Source organism: Nocardioides agri, from assembly GCF_013778305.1.
Lineage (GTDB): Bacteria > Actinomycetota > Actinomycetes > Propionibacteriales > Nocardioidaceae > Nocardioides > Nocardioides agri.
In genome coordinates this window covers 717,179-739,006 of sequence record NZ_JACEIC010000002.1, presented here as the reverse complement: position 1 = coordinate 739,006, position 21,828 = coordinate 717,179, and the positions used below count along the sequence as shown (strand labels likewise).

The 21,828-nt window shown below is 73.1% G+C and carries 18 protein-coding genes and 1 riboswitch; of the genes, 15 read left to right on the top strand and 3 right to left on the bottom strand.

Translation table 11 applies throughout. The annotated features are described in order from the left end of the window. Positions 1-4 precede the first annotated feature (4 nt). The 11 genes from HZF07_RS08090 to HZF07_RS08040 all read left to right on the top strand — a co-directional run bounded on the left by HZF07_RS08090 (position 5) and on the right by HZF07_RS08040 (position 12,555). Positions 5-727 (top strand): TIGR03936 family radical SAM-associated protein, encoded by a 723-nt coding sequence (locus tag HZF07_RS08090; RefSeq protein WP_181644939.1) that lies wholly within the window; start codon positions 5-7, stop codon positions 725-727. A 343-nt stretch (positions 728-1,070) separates the two neighbouring features. After that, on the top strand, positions 1,071-4,175 hold the full coding sequence (locus tag HZF07_RS08085; RefSeq protein ID WP_157340777.1) for an Rne/Rng family ribonuclease: 3,105 nt from the start codon (positions 1,071-1,073) through the stop codon (positions 4,173-4,175). Between the two features lie 168 nt (positions 4,176-4,343). After that, positions 4,344-4,652: a 50S ribosomal protein L21 gene (rplU, locus tag HZF07_RS08080; protein ID WP_181644938.1), complete on the top strand. Its 309-nt coding sequence runs from the start codon at positions 4,344-4,346 to the stop codon at positions 4,650-4,652. A gap of 40 nt (positions 4,653-4,692) precedes the next feature. After that, positions 4,693-4,947, top strand: a complete 255-nt coding sequence (gene rpmA / locus HZF07_RS08075; protein ID WP_157340773.1) for a 50S ribosomal protein L27 — start codon at positions 4,693-4,695, stop codon at positions 4,945-4,947. A 90-nt stretch (positions 4,948-5,037) separates the two neighbouring features. Further along, positions 5,038-6,573, top strand: coding sequence for a GTPase ObgE (gene obgE / locus HZF07_RS08070; RefSeq protein WP_157340771.1), 1,536 nt, complete (start codon positions 5,038-5,040; stop codon positions 6,571-6,573). After that, a complete protein-coding gene (gene proB / locus HZF07_RS08065) occupies positions 6,570-7,685 on the top strand; it encodes a glutamate 5-kinase (protein ID WP_309504657.1) in 1,116 nt (371 codons plus the stop codon). Before obgE ends, proB begins: the two co-directional genes overlap by 4 nt. A gap of 4 nt (positions 7,686-7,689) precedes the next feature. Next, positions 7,690-8,658, top strand: coding sequence for an endonuclease/exonuclease/phosphatase family protein (locus HZF07_RS08060; RefSeq protein WP_157340769.1), 969 nt, complete (start codon positions 7,690-7,692; stop codon positions 8,656-8,658). A 37-nt stretch (positions 8,659-8,695) separates the two neighbouring features. Further along, the gene (locus HZF07_RS08055) at positions 8,696-9,880 is read left to right on the top strand and encodes a cysteine desulfurase family protein (protein WP_157340767.1); all 1,185 of its coding nucleotides are present in this window, start codon (positions 8,696-8,698) and stop codon (positions 9,878-9,880) included. After that, positions 9,877-10,971, top strand: coding sequence for a tRNA 2-thiouridine(34) synthase MnmA (mnmA, locus tag HZF07_RS08050; RefSeq protein ID WP_157340765.1), 1,095 nt, complete (start codon positions 9,877-9,879; stop codon positions 10,969-10,971). The genes HZF07_RS08055 and mnmA overlap by 4 nt, the downstream gene beginning before the upstream one ends. Continuing rightward, positions 10,968-11,981 (top strand): methionine synthase, encoded by a 1,014-nt coding sequence (locus tag HZF07_RS08045; RefSeq protein WP_309504656.1) that lies wholly within the window; start codon positions 10,968-10,970, stop codon positions 11,979-11,981. The genes mnmA and HZF07_RS08045 overlap by 4 nt, the downstream gene beginning before the upstream one ends. A 34-nt stretch (positions 11,982-12,015) precedes the next feature. Continuing rightward, positions 12,016-12,555 (top strand): type 1 glutamine amidotransferase domain-containing protein, encoded by a 540-nt coding sequence (locus HZF07_RS08040; RefSeq protein ID WP_157340763.1) that lies wholly within the window; start codon positions 12,016-12,018, stop codon positions 12,553-12,555. Between the two features lie 63 nt (positions 12,556-12,618). Here HZF07_RS08040 and HZF07_RS08035 read toward each other — a convergent pair whose 3' ends face one another. Next, positions 12,619-14,193 (bottom strand): MFS transporter, encoded by a 1,575-nt coding sequence (locus HZF07_RS08035; RefSeq protein WP_157340761.1) that lies wholly within the window; start codon positions 14,191-14,193, stop codon positions 12,619-12,621. After that, positions 14,190-14,822, bottom strand: a complete 633-nt coding sequence (locus HZF07_RS08030; RefSeq protein WP_157340759.1) for a TetR/AcrR family transcriptional regulator — start codon at positions 14,820-14,822, stop codon at positions 14,190-14,192. Before HZF07_RS08030 ends, HZF07_RS08035 begins: the two co-directional genes overlap by 4 nt. Positions 14,823-15,001: 179 nt before the next feature. Here HZF07_RS08030 and ligA point away from each other — a divergent pair, with 179 nt between their 5' ends. Next, positions 15,002-17,113, top strand: a complete 2,112-nt coding sequence (gene ligA, locus HZF07_RS08025) for an NAD-dependent DNA ligase LigA (protein WP_157340757.1) — start codon at positions 15,002-15,004, stop codon at positions 17,111-17,113. 1 nt (position 17,114) lies between these two features. On the opposite strand, the gene HZF07_RS08020 is transcribed toward ligA, so the two are convergent. Beyond that, on the bottom strand, positions 17,115-18,134 hold the full coding sequence (locus HZF07_RS08020) for a WD40 repeat domain-containing protein (RefSeq protein ID WP_157340755.1): 1,020 nt from the start codon (positions 18,132-18,134) through the stop codon (positions 17,115-17,117). A 98-nt stretch (positions 18,135-18,232) separates the two neighbouring features. Here HZF07_RS08020 and gatC point away from each other — a divergent pair, with 98 nt between their 5' ends. From gatC to gatB, 3 genes are read left to right on the top strand one after another with little or no spacing between them, the layout of a single operon-like run. Then, positions 18,233-18,532 (top strand): Asp-tRNA(Asn)/Glu-tRNA(Gln) amidotransferase subunit GatC, encoded by a 300-nt coding sequence (gene gatC, locus HZF07_RS08015; protein WP_157340753.1) that lies wholly within the window; start codon positions 18,233-18,235, stop codon positions 18,530-18,532. Then, positions 18,529-20,046, top strand: a complete 1,518-nt coding sequence (gatA, locus tag HZF07_RS08010; RefSeq protein ID WP_157340751.1) for an Asp-tRNA(Asn)/Glu-tRNA(Gln) amidotransferase subunit GatA — start codon at positions 18,529-18,531, stop codon at positions 20,044-20,046. Before gatC ends, gatA begins: the two co-directional genes overlap by 4 nt. Beyond that, positions 20,043-21,536, top strand: a complete 1,494-nt coding sequence (gatB, locus tag HZF07_RS08005) for an Asp-tRNA(Asn)/Glu-tRNA(Gln) amidotransferase subunit GatB (protein WP_157340749.1) — start codon at positions 20,043-20,045, stop codon at positions 21,534-21,536. The genes gatA and gatB overlap by 4 nt, the downstream gene beginning before the upstream one ends. 148 nt (positions 21,537-21,684) lie before the next feature. Continuing rightward, positions 21,685-21,811: riboswitch (cobalamin riboswitch) on the top strand. Positions 21,812-21,828: the final 17 nt, after the last annotated feature.

The following is a 21,828-nucleotide window of genomic DNA, read 5'->3' as shown; positions in this document are numbered from 1 at the left end:
ACCGGTGCGTAGCCAGCCCGAGCAGCAAGCCCCACCGGTCCAGCGGCTGCGGATCCGCTACGCCAAGCGCGGCCGGCTCCGCTTCACCAGCCACCGCGACTTCAGCCGGGCGTTCGAGCGCGCGATCTTCCGGGCCCGGGTGCCGATGGCCTACTCGTCCGGCTTCAACCCGCACCCCCGGATCTCCTACGCCGGCGCCGCACCCACCGGAGCCGCGAGCGAGGCGGAGTACCTCGAGATCGGTCTCGCCGAGGTCGTCGACCCGGCCGCGGTGCGGGCGCTGCTGGAGGAGGCCCTGCCCGACGGGCTCGACATCGTCGACGTGGTCGAGTCGCCAGGCGGGGCGCTCGCGGAGCGGCTGCAGGCGAGCCGCTGGGCGATCGACCTGGCCGTCGCCCCCGAGGCCGCGGCCGCCGCGGTGGCGACGTTCCTGGCCACCGACACGGTGCCGGTCGAGCGGATGACCAAGAAGGGCCTGCGGGGGTTCGACTGCCGCGCCGCCGTGCTCGCGCTGAGCGCGGCGCCCGCCGCCACGGCGTACGGCGAGGGCGTCCGCCTCGACCTGGTGCTGCGGCACGCCGAGCCCGCCGTCCGACCCGACGACGTGCTGGCCGGGCTGGCCGCGGTCGCCGGGCTGCGCCCCGACGGCGCCCCACTGCTCACGCGGCTGGCGCAGGGGCCGCTGGACGAGGCGACCGGGACGGTCGGCGACCCGCTCATCGCCTGAGAGTGCAAGATCCCGACCGGCCGTGTGCGATACTCGCCGTGGTCGCACCGGGCATCCCGTCCGGGACGACCCGACGACGTCTTCGCCGGCCCCCGGGTCGGCACGCCAGGAGGCTCGATCGTCGCCAGACCGCGACGCGGCCGGCGGGTCGGTGACAGCGACCAGTCGAGAGGTCCCACCAGGACCCGGCCTTGCGACCGCGGCAGGTGACGAGCGGACCACCCGGTGACGCACACCGCGGACGATGTCGCCGCCACACGAAGGCTTTGCGTGACCGCTCTGAACACTCGGGTGGCCACGTCGGACCGCCCGGCACTCAGACTGGGCGCTAGGAGTGCAGCACATGGCCGACGAGTTCCAGGCCGGAGCCGACCAGACCGACGCCGCCGCGACCGACGCCTCTCAGGCGCCGGCCCCCGCGAAGAAGGCGGCGGCCAAGAAGACCACCGCCAAGAAGGCGACGACCAAGAAGGCGGCCGCCAAGAAGGCCGCCCCCGCCGCGGACGACCAGCTCGACCTCGGTGTCGACGCGGCCGCCGAGGCCGCGGCGCCCGCGAAGAAGGCCGCCGCGAAGAAGCCGGCGGCGAAGAAGACCACCGCCAAGAAGGCAGCGGCGAAGAAGACCGCCGCGAAGCCGGCCGAGGACGCGGTCGAGCCCCCGCACGGCGACCCGGTCGCCCCGGCGGCCGAGACCAGCCCCGAGAGCAGCCCCGAGACCAGCCCCGAGACCAGCACGGCCGCGGTGCTCTTCCAGGCGCCCGAGAAGCCCAAGAAGTCGACCCGGACGCGCAAGACCGCGGCCGCCGCCGACGAAGCCGTCCCGGAGGGCACCGAGCCGCCCGCGACCGATGAGGCCGCCGAGAAGCCGAAGAAGAAGCCGGCCAAGAAGGCGGCCGCGAAGAAGTCGGCGGCCAAGGCCGCGCCCGCCGGGGTCGAGGAGACCGCGGACGAGGACGACGACGCGGTGGCCGAGGCCGCCGCCGAGACGCCCGTCGCGGACGATGCCGAGAGCGACGGCGAGGCAGACGAGCAGGGCGATGAGCAGGGCGATGAGCAGGGCGACGAGCAGGGAGCCGAGGGCTCCGGCTCGGGCCGCCGTCGCCGCCGCCGCGGCGGTCGTCGCCGGCGCAAGCCGGGCGACTCCGGTGACTCGTCCGACGGCGCCGAGAGCGCTGAGGGCGCCGAGAGCGCTGACGCCGGCGAGGAGGAGTCCGGCGAGGAGTCGGCCGCCGCCGAGGAGGGCCAGGGCGAGAGCACCTCGTCGCGCCGCCGCCGCCGGCGTCGCCGCGCCGGCGAGGACGGCGGCGACACCAACGACGACCCCGAGAAGACCGTCACCCGGGTGCGCAGCAAGCGCTCGGTCGAGGACGAGATCACCGCCGTCTCCGGCTCCACCCGCCTCGAGGCCAAGAAGCAGCGGCGCCGCGAGGGTCGCGAGGCCGGCCGGCGCCGGGCCCCGATCGTCAGCGAGGCCGAGTTCCTCGCCCGCCGCGAGGCGGTCGACCGGGTCATGGTCATCCGGCAGCGGCCCGACCTCACCCAGATCGCGGTGCTCGAGGACCGCGTGCTCGTCGAGCATTACGTCGCCCGCGAGTCCCAGACCTCGCTGATCGGCAACGTCTACCTCGGCCGGGTGCAGAACGTGCTGCCCTCCATGGAGGCGGCGTTCATCGACATCGGCAAGGGACGCAACGCGGTCCTCTACGCCGGTGAGGTCAACTGGTCCGGGCTGGGGCACAAGGACGGCCAGCCGCGCAAGATCGAGAACGTCCTGTCCTCCGGCCAGACCGTGCTGGTCCAGGTCACCAAGGACCCCGTCGGCCACAAGGGCGCCCGCCTGACCAGCCAGATCAGCCTCGCGGGCCGGTTCCTGGTCTACGTGCCGGACGGCACGACCAGCGGCATCTCCCGCAAGCTCCCCGACACCGAGCGCAACCGCCTCAAGGCGCTGCTCAAGGAGATCGTCCCCGACACCGCGGGCGTCATCGTGCGCACCGCTGCCGAGGGCGCCAGCGAGGACGAGCTCACCCGCGACGTGGAGCGGCTCAAGGCCCGCTGGGAGGACATCGAGGCCAAGGCCCGCGGCAACGCGCCCCAGCTGCTCTACGGCGAGCCGGACCTGACGCTCAAGGTCGTCCGCGACCTCTTCACCGAGGACTTCGCCAAGCTCGTGATCCAGGGCGACGACGCCTGGGACACCGTCCAGGGGTACGTCGCGCACGTCGCGCCCGACCTGGAGGATCGCCTGGTGCGCTACGACCCGGGCGCCGACGGCCAGGGCGGCAAGGCCGACGTCTTCGCGGAGTACCGCATCGAGGAGCAGATCTCGAAGGGCCTGGACCGCAAGGTCTGGCTGCCGTCGGGTGGCTCGCTGATCATCGACCGCACCGAGGCGATGACCGTCGTCGACGTCAACACCGGCAAGTTCACCGGCTCCGGCGGCAACCTCGAGGAGACCGTCACCAAGAACAACCTGGAGGCGGCCGAGGAGATCGTCCGCCAGCTCCGGCTGCGCGACATCGGCGGCATCATCGTCGTCGACTTCATCGACATGGTGCTCGAGTCCAACCGCGACCTCGTGCTGCGCCGGCTCGTCGAGTGCCTCGGCCGCGACCGCACCCGGCACCAGGTGGCCGAGGTCACCTCGCTCGGCCTGGTCCAGATGACCCGCAAGCGGATCGGGACCGGCCTGCTCGAGGCGTTCGGCGAGAACTGCGACCACTGCCAGGGCCGGGGCATCGTGATCCACGACGCGCCCGTCGAGCCCAAGCGCGGCGACGACGAGGCCCGCCGCGGAAGCGGCGGCGGCCGCCGTGGCCGCGGTCGTGGCCGCGGCCAGGACGACGACGGCGCTGCCGCCTCGGCCCCGAAGTCACCCAGCCCGAAGGACGTCGCCGCCAAGGCTCGCGCCGAGGCCGAGGAGCAGGCACCCGACGCATCGCCGGCCGAGCCCGTCGAGGCCCCCGCTGCCGAGGCGGCGGAGGTCGTGGCCGAGGTCGCCGAGGCGCCCGAGGCGCCCAAGGTGGTCACCCGCAGCCGCAGCCGCCGCTCGGCCAGCCGCCCGGCCGCGGCCCCCGAGGCCGAGCCGGTCGCGGCGGAGCCCGTCGTCGAGGAGCCCGTCGTCGAGGAGCCGGTCGTGGAGGCCGAGCAGGTCGTGGAGGCCGAGCAGGTCGTCGAGGAGCCGGTCGTCGAGGAGCCGCCGGCGGCGCCCGAGCCGCCCAAGGTCGTCACCCGCACGCGCGGCCGTCGGGCCACCCGTCCCGCCGGGCCGCCGGCCGCCGAGGAGTCCCCGGCTGCGACGCCGCCGCCGGGCGCCGTCGGCTCGGTCGGCCAGCCCCCGGTCGACGGGTCGGTGGAGCCGGGCACGGCCGTCTCCGAGCCGGGCCTGGACGACCACCCGCACGTCGAGCACGTCCCGATCAAGAAGAAGGGCTCGCGCAAGCGGTGACCCCGCCGCGGGCCGCGGGGCGACGGATTTGGCAGTGCGTCCCCCCGGTCCGTAGTATTGATCTTCGGCGTGCGTAGGCACGCCCTCTCTGTGCGGCGCCGCGTGAGCAGGCGCTCCAGACCCCCGAACGTGCAAGCAAGAGCAACAGGACCGACGAAGGAGACCGCGGTGTACGCGATCGTGCGCGCTGGCGCCAAGCAGCAGAAGGTTGCCGTGGGCGACGTCATCGAGATCGACAAGGTCACCACCGAGGTCGGCGAGTCGGTGACCCTTCCGGTCGTGCTCGTCGTCGACGGTGAGACCGTCACGTCGGACGCCAAGAAGCTCGGCAAGGCCAACGTGACCGTCGAGGTCCTCGGCGCCACCAAGGGCCCCAAGATCATCATCCAGAAGTACAAGAACAAGACCGGTTACAAGAAGCGCCAGGGTCACCGTCAGAAGTACACCCAGGTCAAGGTCACCGCGATCAACGCGTGATCGTCTGATCGCGTCTACGACTCCCTGAAGGACTGAAGAGATGGCACACAAGAAGGGCGCCGCGTCCACCAAGAACGGTCGCGACTCCAACTCCCAGCGCCTCGGCGTCAAGCGCTACGGCGGCCAGGCCGTCAACGCCGGCGAGATCATCGTCCGCCAGCGTGGCACGCACTTCCACCCGGGCAGCGGCGTCGGCCGCGGCGGCGACGACACCCTGTTCGCGCTGGTCGCGGGTGCGGTGCAGTTCGGCACGCGCCGTGGTCGTCGCGTCGTCAACATCGTCCCGGGCGAGTGACCTGACGCTCACCCCCGCAGACACTCGAAGGGCGTCCCGAGATCGGGACGCCCTTCGTCATTTCGGCACCAGTCCGAGAGAGTAGGACCCATGGCACTCCCGACGTTCGTCGACCGCGTCGCGCTGCACGTCAGCGCCGGCCGCGGCGGCAACGGCGTCGCCTCCGTCCACCGCGAGAAGTTCAAGCCGCTCGGCGGGCCTGACGGCGGCAACGGTGGGCCCGGCGGCTCGGTCATCCTCCGGGTCGACCCGGACGTGACCACGCTCCTCGACTACCACCACAGCCCCAAGCGGCGCGCCGAGCACGGCGGCCACGGCGCCGGTGCCCACCGCAACGGCGCGCACGGCAAGGACCTCGTGCTCCCGGTGCCCGACGGCACCCTGGTGACCGACCCGCAGGGCAACGTGCTCGCGGACCTCGTCGGCCCCGGGACCGAGCTGGTCGTCGCGCAGGGCGGCCGCGGCGGGCTCGGCAACGCCGCGCTGGCCTCGTCCAAGCGCAAGGCGCCCGGCTTCGCGCTCCTCGGCGAGCCCGGCGACGAGCTGGAGATCGTGCTCGAGCTCAAGGTCGTCGCCGACATCGGGCTGGTCGGCTTCCCGAGCGCCGGCAAGTCCAGCCTGATCGCCGCGATCTCCCGGGCCCGGCCCAAGATCGCCGACTACCCGTTCACCACGCTGGTGCCCAACCTCGGCGTGGTGAGCGCCGGTGACACGACGTACACCGTCGCCGACGTGCCCGGCCTCATCGAGGGGGCCAGCGAGGGCCGGGGCCTCGGCCACGACTTCCTGCGGCACATCGAGCGCTGCGCGGCCCTCGTGCACGTCGTCGACACCGCGAGCATCGAGCCGGGCCGCAACCCGGTCGACGACCTCGACGTCATCGAGCGCGAGCTGAGCCGCTACGGCGGGCTCGAGGACCGGCCGCGGCTCGTGGCGCTCAACAAGATCGACGTGCCCGACGGCCGCGACATCGCCGGCTTCGTGGTCGACGAGCTCCGCGAGCGCGGGCTCCGGGTCTTCCAGGTCTCCGCGGCGTCGGGCGAGGGGCTGCGCGAGCTGACCTTCGCGATGGCCCAGATCGTCGAGGCCGCGCGCGAGGCCAAGCCGGTCGTGGAGGCGAAGCGGATCGTGCTGCGCCCGCCGTCCGCCGACGGGAGCGACTCGTTCACCGTGAAGCTCACCGGCGAGGGCTGGCGGGTGCGCGGCGAGAAGCCGGAGCGCTGGGTGCGGCAGACCGACTTCAGCAACGAGGAGGCCGTGGGCTTCCTCGCCGACCGCCTCAACCGGCTCGGGGTCGAGACCAAGCTCGCCCAGCTCGGCGCCCAGGAGGGCGACGCGGTGCTCATCGGACACCCCGACAATGCCGTCGTCTTCGACTTCAAGCCCGGCATCGACGCAGGTGCCGAGATGCTCGGTCGCCGCGGCGAGGACCAGCGCTTCGACGAGTCCCGGCCCGCGGCCCGCCGCCGCCGGGCGATCGACGAGGCGATGGACGACCGCGGCGAGGGCGAGACCCGTGCCGACGTGGCCCGCCGGCTGGACAAGCCCGAGACCTACGGGCCCACGTCGTACGAGATCGGCGGCACGGACGACCCCGACTGGCGAGAAGACGACCCGGGGGAGTGAGCGTGCGCACCGAGGTGACCGGGGCGAAGCGGATCGTCGTCAAGGTCGGGTCCTCCTCCTTGACCACGGCCGCCGGCGGGATCGACCCCGATCGAGTCCGTGACCTCGTCGACGTGCTCGCGAAGCTCCGCAGCTCGGGCGTCGAGGTGGTGCTGGTCTCCTCCGGAGCGATCGCGGCCGGCCTGGCGCCGCTCGGGCTGAAGAAGCGGCCGAAGGCGCTGCCGGCCCAGCAGGCCGCCGCGTCGGTCGGCCAAGGGCTGCTGGTGCACCGCTACACCGAGGAGCTCGCCCGGCACGGCGTCATCGCCGGGCAGGTGCTGCTGACGGCCGACGACGTCACCCGGCGCTCGCACTACCGCAACGCCCACCAGACCTTCGCCAAGCTGCTCGAGCTCGGCGTGCTGCCGATCGTCAACGAGAACGACACCGTCGCGACCAGCGAGATCAGGTTCGGCGACAACGACCGGCTCGCCGCCCTGGTCGCCCACCTGGTGCACGCCGACCTCCTGGTGCTGCTCTCCGACGTCGACGGCCTCTACGACGCCAACCCCTCGCATCCGGGGAGCGCCCTGCTGCCCGAGGTCGTCTCCGTCGACGACCTCACCGACGTGCGCATCGGCAGGACCGGCGTCGCGGGCCTCGGCACCGGCGGCATGCAGACCAAGGTCGACGCCGCGCGGATCGCCACCGGCGCCGGGATCCCGGTGGTGCTGACCGCCGCCGACCGGGCGGCCGCGGCGCTGGCCGGTGAGCGGGTGGGCACGCTCTTCCACCCCACCGGCAAGCGCCGCCCGACGCGGCTGCTGTGGCTCGCGCACGCCACCGAGCCGAAGGGCACGCTGGTGCTCGATGCCGGCGCCGTGCGCGCCGTCGTGGAGCGCCGCGCATCGCTGCTCGCGGCCGGTGTCACGGGCGTCGAGGGCACGTTCCACGCAGGTGAGCCGGTCGACCTCGCCGGGCCGGACGGCACCCCGGTGGCCCGCGGCCTGGTGAACTTCGACGCCGACGAGCTGCCGCAGCTGCTCGGTCGGTCGTCGGGCGACCTGGAGCGCGAGCTCGGCAAGGGCTACGAGCGCGAGGTCGTGCACCGCGACGACCTGGTCCTGCTCTGAGGTCGTGCGCGCCCGGACCGTCGTCTTCTGGCTCGCTGTCGTCCTCCTCGTCCTGCCGGCGTGGGCGCTGACGGCCGCCCGGCTCACCGACCCGTCGGGCTCCGTCGGCATCGCGCTGGTGGCCCTGACGCCCTTCGGTCTCCCGCTGTACGGCGGGGCGCTGGTGCTCGCCGCCGCGGCGCTGCTCCGCCGGCGTCGGTGGCGCACCGCGGTGTTGCCGGTGGCGATCGTCGCGATCGCGGGCCTGGTGGTGCACGGCTGGTGGTACGCGCCGCAGGTGTCCGGGGCGGCACCCCCGCCGGCCGCCGGCACCGAGCCGACCGTGGTGATGACCGCGAACCTCTACTTCGGCAACGCCGACCCGGCCGCGGTGGTCGACGGCGTGCGCGACGGCGACGTCGACCTGCTGGTCGTCAACGAGGTCACCGAGACGAGCGTCGCCGGCCTGGACGCCGCCGGCCTGGCCGACCTGCTGCCGCACCGCGCGGGCGAGCCGGCACCGGATGGCGACGGGACCGCGACGATGGCGTTCTCCCGGGAGCCGATCTCCGAGGTCTCGCGGGTCCCGATGCTGCAGGACGGGTGGCTGTTCACGACCGGCGGCCTGGTCGTCGCGGCCGTCCACGCCTTCGCGCCCAACGAGCCGGACGTCTGGCGGGCCGACCATGCCGCCCTGGCGGCGAGCGTCGCCGCGCACGAGCCGGACCTCGTGGTCGGCGACCTCAACGCGACGGTCGACCACGCGCCGATGCGTCGGCTGGCCGCCGCCGGCTACCGGGACGCGGGCGAGCTGGCGGACGCGGGCTGGCAGCCGACGTGGCCCGCGATGCGAGTGGGTCGCATCCCCGGGATCCCGCTGGCCCAGATCGACCACGTGCTGGTCGGCCCCCGGCTGACCGCGCTCGACCAGCACGCCGTCGACCTGCCCGGCAGCGACCACGAGGGGCTGGTCGCCGAGGTGGCCCCGCGATGACCGGCTCGCCGCTGCGCGCCGTACGCTGGTCGGTGCGATGACTGCACCCGACGCCCGCCCCACGGTCTACCTCGACCACGCCGCGACCACCCCGATGGTCCCGGCGTCGGTGGCGGCGATGACCGCGCACCTGCTCGACGTCGGCAACCCGAGCTCGCTGCACGCCTCGGGCCGACACGCGCGCCGGGTCGTCGAGGAGTCCCGCGAGACGATCGCGCAGGCCCTGGACTGCCGCCCCGGCGAGGTGGTCTTCACCTCCGGAGGCACCGAGGCCGACAACCTCGCGGTGAAGGGCGTCTACTGGTCGCGCCGCGCCGAGGACCCTCGCCGCACCCGCATCCTCAGCACCGCGATCGAGCACCACGCGGTGCTCGACCCCCTGCACTGGCTGGCCGAGGCGGAGGGCGCGACCGTCGAGCTGCTGCCGGTCGACGAGCGGGCCCGGCTCGACGTCGATGCGCTGCGCGCGGCGATCGAGCGCGACCCCGCCTCGGTCGCGCTGGTCACGGTCATGTGGGCCAACAACGAGGTCGGCACGATCCAGCCGATCGACGAGGTCGTCGCGATCGCCAGCGAGCACGGCATCCCGGTCCACACCGACGCGGTGCAGGCCGTGGGGGCGACGCCGGTCGCGTTCGCGCGCAGCGGCGTCGACTCGCTGACGCTGACCGGGCACAAGGTCGGCGGCCCGTTCGGCGTGGGCGCGCTCGTCGTACGCCGCGAGCTCGGCGTGACCGCGCTGGTGCACGGCGGCGGCCAGGAGCGCGACATCCGCAGCGGCACCATCGACACGCCGGCGATCGCCGGGTTCGCGGCCGCGGTCGAGCTGGCCGTCAAGCACCAGGCGGAGCACGCCGCCCGCGTCGCCGGGCTGCGTGACGACCTGGTGCGGCGCGTGATCGAGGTCGTGCCCGACGCCCACCTGCACGGGCACCCCACCGAGCGGTTGCCCGGCAACGCACACCTCGGCTTCCCCGGCTGCGAGGGCGACTCGCTGCTGATGCTGCTCGACGCCCGGGGCATCGAGTGCTCGACCGGCTCCGCCTGCTCGGCCGGCGTGCCGCAGCCCTCGCACGTGCTGCTCGCGATGGGCTGCGACGAGGACCAGGCCCGGCACTCGCTGCGGTTCTCGCTCGGCCACACCTCGACCGGAGCCGACGTCGACGCACTGGTCGAGGCGATCGGGCCGGTCGTCGAACGGGCCAGGGCAGCACGCCGATGAGGATCGTCGCTGCCATGTCCGGCGGCGTCGACTCCGCCGTCGCCGCGGCCCGTGCCGTCGAGGCCGGCCACGACGTCACGGGCATCCACCTGGCGCTCTCCCGCAACCCCGCGTCGTACCGCTCCGGTGCGCGCGGGTGCTGCACGATCGAGGACGCCAACGACGCCCGCCGGGCCGCCGACGTCATCGGCATCCCGTTCTACGTCTGGGACCTGTCCGACCGCTTCCACGAGGACGTGGTCGAGGACTTCATGGACGAGTACGCCGCCGGCCGGACGCCGAACCCCTGCCTGCGCTGCAACGAGAAGATCAAGTTCGCCGCGGTGCTCGACCGCGCGCTGGCGCTCGGCTTCGACGCGGTCGCGACCGGGCACTACGCGCAGCTGCGCACCGGCGCGGACGGCCTGGTGGAGATGCACCGCGCCGTCGACCACGGCAAGGACCAGTCCTACGTGCTCGGCGTGCTCGACCAGGAGCAGCTGCGGCACTCGCTCTTCCCGCTGGGTGACTCACCCAAGTCGGCGGTGCGCACCGAGGCCGCCGAGCGCGGGCTGCTGGTCGCCGACAAGCCCGACAGCCACGACATCTGCTTCGTCGCCGACGGCGACAACGCCGGCTGGCTGCGCGAGAAGCTCGGAGACCGGGCGCCCAACCAGGGTGGCTCGATCGTCGACGAGTCCGGCGCCGTCGTCGGCTCGCACGGCGGCACCTACGCGTTCACGATCGGCCAGCGGCGCGGGCTCCGGCTCGGCGTCCCGGCCGATGACGGCAAGCCGCGCTTCGTGCTCGACATCGAGCCGGTGTCCGGCACCGTCACCGTCGGCCCGCGCGAGCGCCTGGCGGTCGACCGGCTGACCGGCATCAAGCCGCGCTGGTGCGGCACCGTGCCCTCGCGGCTCGAGGGGACCGTCCAGCTGCGCGCCCACGGCGACGAGCACCGGGCGGTCGTCACCGTGGCGGGGGAGTCGGTCGAGATCGAGCTGCTCGACCCGGCCTACGGCATCGCGCCCGGCCAGGCCGCGGTGATCTACGACGGCACCCGGGTCGTCGGCTCCGCCACGATCAGCGCGACGGCGCGGGTGCCCGCGTGACGCTCGCGACCGGGGTCGGGTCGATGCCCGGCGACGACCAGCCGGCGTACGACGAGGCGCTGCGGGTGGTGCTCGGCGAGCTCACCCCGGACCGATGGGGGCTGGCGCACCTGCCGGAGGTGCCGGGGCGCGGCGCGACGGCCACGATGACCGGCCGCGCGCTCGCGATCGTGGCCGAGCTCGGCGCGGACCTCCAGCCCGCCGGCTGGCGGCTGACCGGCTTCGACTCCAGTGGCGTCGACCACCGGCGCGCGAGGAGCCTGCTCGCCCAGGACCTCGACGCGCTCGAGGAGCAGGCGCAGGGCTACCGAGGCGCGTTCAAGATCCAGGTCGCCGGTCCGTGGACCCTCGCGGCGACCGTCGAGCGGCCCCGCGGCGACAAGGTGCTCGCCGACCACGGCGCCCGGCGGGAGCTCGCCCAGGCGCTGGCGGAGGGGCTGCGCGACCACGTCGCCGACGTACGCCGCCGACTGCCGGAGGTGGAGCGGCTGATCGTCCAGGTCGACGAGCCGGCGCTCCCCGCGGTCGTGGCCGCTCGAGTGCCGACGGCGTCCGGCTTCGGCAGGCACCGCAACGTCGACGCGCCCGCGGCCTCGGAGGCGCTCGAGTGGGTGCTGGCCGCGATCGAGGCGTCCGGGGCCGAGCCGTGGGTGCACAGCTGCGCAGCCGGGGTGCCCTGGGCGCTGCTGCGGCGGGCCGGCGCCCGCGGCCTGTCCGCTGACCTGGCGACGCTGTCCGCCGGGGACCACGACGCCCTCGCCGAGGCGATCGAGTCCGGTGGGACGCTCGCGCTGGGCGTCCTGCCGGGCACCGATCCCGCGTCCGTGCCGACCGACGCGCAGGTCACCGAGTCGGTGCTCCGCTGGCTCGACATGCTCGGCCTCGACCCGGCCGAGGTGGGGGAGCGGCTGGTCGTGACGCCGTCGTGCGGGCTGGCCGGCGCGACGCCGGCCTGGGCGCAGACGGCGCTGCGGCTGCTCGGGAAGGCCGCCGGGCATCTGGCGGGGTGAGTGTCCTCGCGGGGCCGGTGGGTACCGGCGCGACATGAGCGACCTCAGTGGCAAGACCGTGGCCATCATCGTCAGCGACTTCGTCGAGGAGCCCGAGCTGCTCGAGCCGCGTGACCGGCTCCGTGAGGCGGGTGCGACCGTCAAGGTCTACTCGACCAGCGGCGAGCCGGTGCAGGCGGTGCAGGGCGACACCGAGCCCACGCAGAAGGTGGAGGTCGACGGCACCCTCGACGACGTGGACGTCGCCGCGATCGACGCGCTCGTCGTGCCGGGCGGCACGGTCAACGCCGACCGCCTGCGCATCGACGAGAAGGCGCAGGACCTCGTGCGCCAGGTCCAGGAGCGCAAGCTGCCGCTCGCGGTGATCTGCCACGGCCCGTGGCTGCTGGTCTCGTCGGGCCTGGCCCGCGGCCGGCGCCTCACCAGCTACGAGACCCTCGCCGACGACGTCCGCAACGCGGGCGGCACCTGGACCGACGAGGAGGTCGTCGTCGACGGCAACCTGATCACCAGCCGCAGCCCCGACGACATCCCGGCGTTCCTCAAGGCGATCGAGGACGCGCTCGCCGCCTGAAATCGCCGAGTCGGCGCAGTCTGCCCTGGATCCCAGGGCGGGCTGCGCCGACTCGCGTGTGGGTCAGCCGACGTGGACGGGCATGCCCTCCGGGCCGTCGGTGGCCAGCTCCTCGTGCTTCACGTTGAGGAAGACCCAGGTGACCAGCGAGGCGAGCAGCATCAGGCCCGCACCGAACAGGAACGCGTCGCTCGCACCGGCCGCGAAGACCTGGTGGACGACCGAGTCCGGAATAGGCCCCGAGGCCGCCACTCCGGCCTGCTCGGCGGCCTTGGCCAGCTTGGCCGCCAGGTCGTCCATGGTCTGCGTGGCGACCGTGGCGAGCAGGGACAGGCCCAGCGCGCCGCCGACCTGCTGCATGGTGTTGAGCACGCCGGAGCCGATGCCGGAGTCCTCGGCGCGCAGGTGGTGCACCGCGGTGAGCGTCAGCGGGACGAACGTCGCGCCCATGCCGAGCGCCATCAGCATGATGAACGGGAACAGGTCGGTCCAGTAGTCCGCCGAGACGCTGTCGATCGGCAGCGACGTGTCGTGCGGGATCCGCGAGAAGCCGAAGAGCGCGACCGCGGCCATCAGGGTGCCGACGCCGGCGAGGATCCGCGGGTCGATCCGGTTGATGAGGTTCGACGAGATGCCGGCGGCCGCCACCAGGCCGATGCAGAACGGCAGGAACGCGACGCCCGCCTTGATCGAGCTGTAGCCCATGACGGTCTGGATGTACTGGCTGAGGTAGAAGAACATCGCGAACATCGCGGCCGGGGCGAAGAACATCGCCACGTAGCTGGCCGCACGGGTGCGGTTGGCGAAGACCCGGGTCGGCAGCAGCGGGTGCGCGACGCGGCTCTCGATGAGCAGGAACGTCGCGAGCAGCAGCAGGCCGACCGCCAGGCTGGCGATGGTCCACGTGTCGCCCCAGCCGTCGGTGCCGGCGCGGCTGATGCCGTAGACCAGGCCGAGCAGGCCGAGGGTGCCGGTGACCGCGCCGGGCAGGTCGAGCTCACCGGGGTGCGACTCGGACTCGTTGAGGAAGCGCGGCGCGAGCAGCGCGGTCACGATGCCGATCGGGGTGTTGATCAGCAGGGTGAGCCGCCAGCCCTCGACGTCGAGGCCGAACACGCTGTCGAGGCCGGTCAGCCAGCCGCCGAGCAGCAGGCCGACCGCCGCGCCGACGCCGGACATCGCGGCGTACACGGCGAAGGCGCGGTTGCGGGCCGGACCGGCGGGGAAGGTCGTCGCGATCAGCGCGAGCGCGGCCGGGGAGGCGAGCGCGGCGCCGAGACCCTGGAGGGCCCGGGCGGCGAGCAGGGTGGCCTCGCTGGTGGCGAGGCCGCCGAGCAGCGAGGCGACGCCGAAGACGACCAGGCCGATCATGAAGATCTTGCGGCGGCCGTAGAGGTCACCGAGGCGGCCGCCGAGCAGCAGCAGGCTGCCGAAGGCGAGTGCGTAGCCCGTGACGACCCAGCGCAGGTTGTCCTGCGAGATGTCGAGGTCGGACTGGATGAAGGGCAGGGCGATGTTCACGATGGTGCCGTCGAGCACCACCATCAGCTGTGCCACCGAGATGAGCACGAGCGCCCAGCCCAGGTGCTGCTTGCGGCCCGGTGGTGCTCCCGCCGGTGTGGTCGTCACGTCGGTCATGGGGTTGCCTCGGCTTCCTTGTGGGATTCGGGGTGGTGGGGGTTGGCCGGCCCGCGCGTCGCGGCCGGCAGGATGATCTGGTCGATCACGCGGGTGATCACGTCGGCGTCGGGCGTCTCGCCCATGAGGAACACGCGGTGCAGGACGATGCCGGCGAGCGCCGGCTCGAGGAGGTTGAGGTCGACGTCGTCGCGCAGCTCGCCGCGCTCCCGGGCCCGCCGCCAGATCTCCTGGGAGAACGCGAGCTTGGGGCCGATGACGTCGCGCCGGAACGCCTCGGCGAACTCGGCGTCGCGGGTGATGGCGGTGAGCACGCTGGAGAACGTCGCCACCGACTCGGGGTCCGCGAGGCCGCCGACACCGCAGAACGCGAGGCGCAGGTCCTCGCGCAACGAGCCGGTGTCCGGCACGTCGTGGGGGGCCTTGCTGTGCTGCAGCGCCTCGATGACGAGGCTCACCTTGTTGGTCCAGCGCCGGTAGAGCGTGGCCTTGGACGCCTTCGCCTTCGCGGCGACGGCATCCATCGTGAGCCGGTCGTAGCCGACGTCAGCGAGCACCTGGAGGGCGGCGACGAGGATCTCCTGCTCGCGGTCGCCCTCGATGCGGGGCCGTTCGCTGCTGGGGGTCATCGGTCGTCCTTCGGCGGGTTCACTCGTCGTTAACCTGGATGAAACGAAACGGTTTCGTTTCATCGGCAACAAGGTACGCCGGTCGCTTCATTCCTGACAAACCGATAAATCCGGGAATTGTTCCCGGCCGGCCCGACGCCGCCCGGCCGGCTGTCGGTGGGGCGCGGCAGAATGCCGCCATGAGCACCTCCTCCGAACCGCAGGTCGACGTCGCTCCCACCGAGGCTAGGGACGAGCACCGACAGTTGGCCGAGGAGATCGAGGACGCGCGCTACCGCTACTACGTGCTCGACGATCCGACGCTCGACGACGCGGACTTCGACCGGCGGCTGCGCCGCCTGGAGGCGCTCGAGGAGCAGTACCCGGAGCTGCGGACACCGGACTCGCCGAGCCAGAAGGTGGGCGGCGCGGTCTCCACTGAGTTCACCGCCGTCGACCACCTGCGCCGGATGGAGAGCCTCGACAACGCGTTCTCCTACGAGGAGCTCCAGGCCTGGTACGCCCGCCTCGGCCGCGACGGCGTCGAGAAGCCGGCGCTGCTCTGCGAGCTCAAGGTCGACGGCTTGGCGATCAACCTGCTCTACGAACAGGGCCGCCTGGTCCGCGCACTGACCCGCGGCGACGGCACCACCGGCGAGGACGTCACGCCCAACGTGCGCACGATCGAGGCGGTGCCCGACCGGCTCACCGGGACCGAGGAGTTCCCGGTGCCCGACCTCATCGAGGTGCGTGGCGAGGTGTTCCTGCCGGTCGAGGCGTTCGAGCGGCTCAACGACTCGCTGCTCGAGGCCGGCAAGGCGCCGTTCGCCAACCCGCGCAACTCCGCCGCCGGATCGCTGCGCCAGAAGGATCCCCGGGTCACCGCGAGCCGCGCCCTCGGCATGGTCTGCCACGGGATCGGGGAGCGCCGCGGCTTCGAGCCGCAGGCGCAGTCGCACGCCTACGAGGCCCTGCGCGCGTGGGGGCTGCCGATCTCCGACCAGGTGCGCGTCGTCGCGACGCTCAAGGAGGTCGAGGCCTACATCGAGCACGCCGGCGAGCACCGGCACACGATCGTCCCCTACGAGATCGACGGCGTGGTGGTGAAGGTCGACGACGTCGCCCTGCAGCGCCGGCTCGGCTCGACGAGCCGGGCGCCGCGGTGGGCCATCGCGTTCAAGTACCCGCCGGAGGAGGTCAACGCCAAGCTCCTCGAGATCCGGGTCAACGTGGGGCGCACCGGCCGCGTCACGCCGTACGGCGTCATGGAGCCGACCCGGGTCGCGGGCTCGACGGTCGAGAACGCCACGCTGCACAACTTCCACGAGGTCGAGCGCAAGGACGTCCGGCCGGGCAACCCCGGCGACACCGTCATCCTGCGCAAGGCGGGCGACGTGATCCCCGAGATCCTCGGGCCCGTGCTCGCGCTCCGGCCCGAGGGCCTGGAGCCGTGGGTCCCGCCCACGGTCTGCCCCTCCTGCGAGACGCCGCTGGCGCAGCAGAAGGAGGGCGACAAGGACATGCGCTGCCCCAACCACGAGAAGTGCCCGGGCCAGGTGCGTGAGCGGGTGTTCTTCGTCGCGAGCCGCAACGCCTTCGACATCGAGGGCCTCGGCTACGAGGCGGCCGCCGCGCTGCTCGACGCGGGCGCGATCACCAACGAGGGCGACGTCTTCGACCTGACCCTCGACCGGGTGCTCGCGGCGCCCCTCTTCACCCGCGCCCCCAAGAAGGGCGAGGACGGGCCGCAGCTCAGCGCCAACGGCCAGCGGCTGCTCGACAACCTCGCGCGGGCCAAGCAGGTGCCGCTGTGGCGGGTGCTGGTCGCCCTGTCGATCCGGCACGTCGGCCCGACCGCGGCGCGGGCGCTGGCGACCGAGTTCGGCTCGATGGCGGCGATCCGGGCCGCGACCGAGGAGCAGCTCGCCGCGGCCGAGGGCGTCGGCCCGACGATCGCCGAGGCGGTCATCGAGTGGTTCAAGGAGCCGTGGCACGAGGCGATCGTCGAGAAGTGGACCGCGGCCGGGGTGGCGATGGAGGACGTGCGCGACGAGTCGGTGCCGCGCACGCTCGAGGGGCTCACGGTCGTCGTGACCGGGTCGCTCGTCGACTTCAGCCGCGACTCCGCCAAGGAGGCGATCCTGGCCCGCGGCGGCAAGGCGGCCGGGTCGGTCTCCAAGAACACCGACTACGTCGTCGTCGGCGACAACGCGGGCTCCAAGGCCGACAAGGCCGAGCAGCTCGGGCTGAGCATCCTCGACGAGGCCGGCTTCAAGTCGCTGCTCGAGGGCGGACCGGCGGCGCTCGGCTGAGCTAGAAGGCCTCGCTGTAGGCACCGGTCGGCGCGACGAGCTCGCCTCGGGTGCGGATCCGGGTGCTCTCGCACCGGCCGGCCTCGGGGTCGCAGGTCCTGACCGTGCCGTCCTGACCGCGCAGGATCAGGTGACCGTCGGGCGTCCATCCGAGGGTCGTGACGCCGGCGACCCCATCGAGGGTGGTCGTCTCTCCCGTGGCGACGTCGTGGACGACCAGGCCGTCGTTGCGAGGCTCGGCGAACCAACGGTCGTCGGGTGACAGGCTGGCGTAGGTGCTGTAGCCGGCCCGGTCGATCGGGACCGTCAGCCGGACCTCGCCGTCGAGGCGGTCGACGACCCTCCAGGCCCGCTCGTCGTCAGGGATGACGATGACCGCGGTCCGGCCGGTGCTCCACGGCAGCGAGGTGCCCCCGAGGTCCGACCACGGGAAGACTTGGCCGGTGCGCCACCGCAGCTCCCCCCAGTGGTCAGGGTGCGGGTAGGTCACGAGGTCGGGGGAGAGGGCAAGATGGCTGCTCCCACCCGTGCCGCCGGGGTTCGGGATCGGCTCGCCCACGGTCAGCTCGCTGCCGTCGCGGAGGTCCTGGAGCACGACCTCCTGCGTGCCCCGGCTCCTCCTGAGGTACGCGACGTAGGGCAGCGACGGGTCCGTGCCCAGCGCGTCCCCGGTGACCTCGGTCAGGTCCGGCACCCGCACCTCGCGGGTCTCTCCACTGGGGCTGACCAGCGTGAGAGTCGGGTCCTGGACGTCGCCGTCCAGGTGATCGCCGCTGTCCCAGACCACGGCGCCCTCCGACGTGTACGCGATGGTCAGGTTGGTCGGCGGCCCGTCCAACCTGAGCTGGTGCCGGCCGACGTGCAGCGTGCCGTCGGCGTACCACGCGCCGCGCTCCTCGTAGGCCCGCTGGTCGGCCGAGACGTGGCGGTAGCCGATGCCGGTGAGGGCGACCAGCGCGGCCGTGACCAGCACAACGACGGCGCCGGCGATCAGCACGACGCGCAGCGTGCGGTGGGCCATGGTCCTCCTCGGGTCACGGCAGAGGATGCCGCATGCCCGGACCGGCCGGGTCACGACCGGCGAAAACACCGAAGACGACCTCTCCTAGGATGAGCACCATGCCTGAAATCACCCGAGACGAGGTCGCGCACCTGGCGAACCTCGCCCGGATCGACCTCTCCGATGCCGAGCTCGACCACCTCGCGCCCCAGCTGTCGGTGATCCTCGAGTCGGTCGCCTCGATCAGCGGCGTGGCCGGCGACGACGTGCCCCCGACGTCGCACGCGCTGCCGCTCACCAACGTCTTCCGCGAGGACGTGGTGGTGCCGGGCCTCACGCCCGAGCAGGCGCTGTCCGGCGCCCCCGAGGTCGAGGAGCAGCGCTTCTCGGTCCCGCGCATCCTGGGGGAGGAGGCATGAGCGACTGGACCCGCAAGACCGCGGCCGAGCTGGCCGACGCGCTGGCCGCCGGTGAGACCACCTCGGTCGAGATCACCCAGGCCCACCTCGACCGCATCGCCGCCGTCGACGGCGCGGTGCACGCCTTCCTGCACGTCGACGCCGAGGGCGCGCTCGCCCAGGCCGCCGAGTCCGACGCGCGCCGCGCCGCCGGCACGCTGCTGTCGGTCCTCGACGGCGTCCCCATCGCCGTGAAGGACGTGCTCGCCACCAACGGCCTGCCGACCACCTGTGGCTCCAAGATCCTCGAGGGCTGGGTGCCGCCGTACGACGCCACGGTGGTCCGCCGGCTCCGCGAGGCCGGGCTGCCGATCCTCGGCAAGACCAACATGGACGAGTTCGCGATGGGCTCCTCCACCGAGCACTCGGCGTACGGCGCCACCCACAACCCCTGGGACCTCGACCGGATCCCCGGCGGCTCCGGTGGTGGCTCGGCCGCGGCCGTGGCCGCCTTCGAGGCGCCGCTCGCGCTCGGCACCGACACCGGCGGCTCGATCCGGCAGCCGGGTGCCGTCACCGGCACGGTCGGCCACAAGCCGACGTACGGCGGGGTCTCGCGCTACGGCCTGGTCGCGCTCGCCAACTCCCTCGACCAGGTCGGCCCGGTCACCCGGACCGTGCTCGACTCGGCGCTGCTGCACGAGGTGATCGGCGGCCACGACCCGCTGGACTCCACGAGCATCGACCAGCCGCTCCCGCCGTTGGTCGACGCCGCCAAGCAGGGTGCCGACGGCGACCTGACCGGCGTCCGGATCGGCGTCATCACCGAGCTCGCGGGCGACGGCTGGCAGCCGGGCGTGATGACCCGCTTCCAGGAGTCAGTCGACCTGATGGTCGCGGCCGGCGCCGAGGTCGTCGAGGTGTCCTGCCCGTCGTTCGTGCACGCGCTGGCGACCTACTACCTGATCCTCCCGGCGGAGGCGTCGAGCAACCTCGCGAAGTTCGACGCGATGCGCTACGGCCTGCGGGTCTGGCCCGAGGAGGGCGCCAGCGCCGAGGAGGTCATGCGGGCCACGCGTGACGCCGGCTTCGGCGACGAGGTCAAGCGGCGCATCATCCTCGGGACCTACGCGCTGTCGAGTGGCTACTACGACGCCTACTACGGCCAGGCCCAGAAGGTGCGCACGCTGATCGCGCGCGACTTCGAGGCGGCGTTCGAGAAGGCCGACGTGCTGGTCTCGCCGACCGCGCCCACCACGGCGTTCAAGCTCGGCGAGAAGCTCGACGACCCGATCGCGATGTACCTCAACGACCTGGCGACCATCCCCGCCAACCTCGCGGGCGTGCCCGGCATCTCGGTGCCGAGCGGCCTCGCGGACGAGGACGGCCTGCCCGCCGGCGTGCAGATCCTCGCCCCGGCGCTGGCCGACGACCGCTGCTACCGGGTCGGCGCCGCCCTCGAGGCCGCGCTGCTCAAGCAGTGGGGCGCCCCGCTGCTCGACAAGGCCCCCGCCCTGGAAGGACCGTCGGCATGAGCGACACCCTGATCGCATTCGACGACGTGCTCGCGTCGTACGACCCGGCGATGGGCCTGGAGGTCCACGTCGAGCTCAACACGCTCACGAAGATGTTCTGCGGCTGCCCGACCGAGTTCGGCGCCGCGCCCAACACCCAGGTCTGCCCGACCTGCCTGGGCCTGCCGGGCGCGATGCCGGTCGTCAACCGCAAGGCCGTCGAGTCGGCCATCCGGATCGGCCTGGCGCTCAACTGCGACATCGCCGAGTGGTGCCGGTTCGCGCGGAAGAACTACTTCTACCCGGACATGCCGAAGAACTTCCAGACGTCCCAGTACGACGAGCCGATCTGCTTCGACGGCTACATGGACGTCGACGTGGACGGCGAGACCTTCCGGGTCGAGATCGAGCGCGCCCACATGGAGGAGGACACCGGCAAGTCGCTGCACGTCGGCGGCGCCACCGGCCGCATCCACGGCGCCGACCACTCGCTGGTCGACTACAACCGCGCCGGCATCCCGCTCATCGAGATCGTCACCAAGCCGATCCTGGGCACCGGCGCGAAGGCGCCCGAGGTCGCGCGCGCGTACGTCGCACAGCTGCGGGACCTCATCGTCGCGCTCGACGTCTCCGACGCGCGCATGGACCAGGGCTCGATCCGCGCCGACGTCAACCTGTCGCTCTCGCCGAAGGGCTCCGGCGTACTCGGCACCCGCACCGAGACCAAGAACGTCAACTCGCTGCGCTCGGTCGAGCGCGCGGTGCGCTACGAGATGTCGCGGCACGCGGCGGTGCTCGGCTCGGGGCAGAAGATCCTCCAGGAGACCCGGCACTGGCACGAGGACACCGGCGTCACCACCAGCGGCCGCGAGAAGTCCGACGCCGAGGACTACCGCTACTTCCCCGAGCCCGACCTGGTGCCGGTGGCGCCGAGCCGGGAGTGGGTCGAGGAGCTGCGCGGCACGCTGCCCGAGAACCCCACCGCCCGCCGGGCCCGCCTGCAGGCCGAGTGGGGCTTCTCCGACCTGGAGATGCGCGACACCGTCGGCGCCGGCGCCCTCAACGTCATCGAGCAGACGATCGCCGCCGGCACCTCACCTCAGGCCGCGCGCAAGTGGTGGCTGGGCGAGCTCGCCCGTCGCGCCAACGAGCAGGGCCTGCTCGTCGACGCGCTGCCGGTCACCCCGGCCGACGTGGCGCGCGTCCAGGCGCTCGTCGACGAGGGCAGCCTCAACGACAAGCTGGCCCGCCAGGTCTTCGACGGCCTGTTCGCCGGCGAGGGCACGCCCGACGAGGTCGTCGCCGCCCGTGGCCTGGCGATCGTGTCGGACGAGGGCGCGCTCTCGACCGCCGTCGACAACGCGATCGCCGCCAACCCCGACGTTGCCGACAAGATCCGCGACGGCAAGGTGGCTGCCGCCGGTGCGCTCATCGGTGCGGTGATGAAGGAGATGCGCGGCCAGGCCGACGCCGGCCGGGTGCGCGAGCTCATCCTCGAGAAGCTCCAGTAGCCGCGAGTCGGCGCGTCTTGCCCGGCTGAGCCCCTCGACTCGGCGCGTCTTGCCCACCAGGTGAGCAAGACGCGCCGACTCGCGGTCGTACGGCGAGCAAGACGCGCCGACTCGCGGTCGGAGGGCGCGGGATATGCTGCCCGGGCACACACAACTGCACGCCCGTGGTGGGGGAAGCCGGTCCAAGTCCGGCGCTGACCCGCAACCGTAGGCCCACGTTCCGACTCGACGGAGCGGTGGCGAGCCGGAGCACCTGTCACGACGCGTCCTGATCACACGCTGTCGAGGAAAC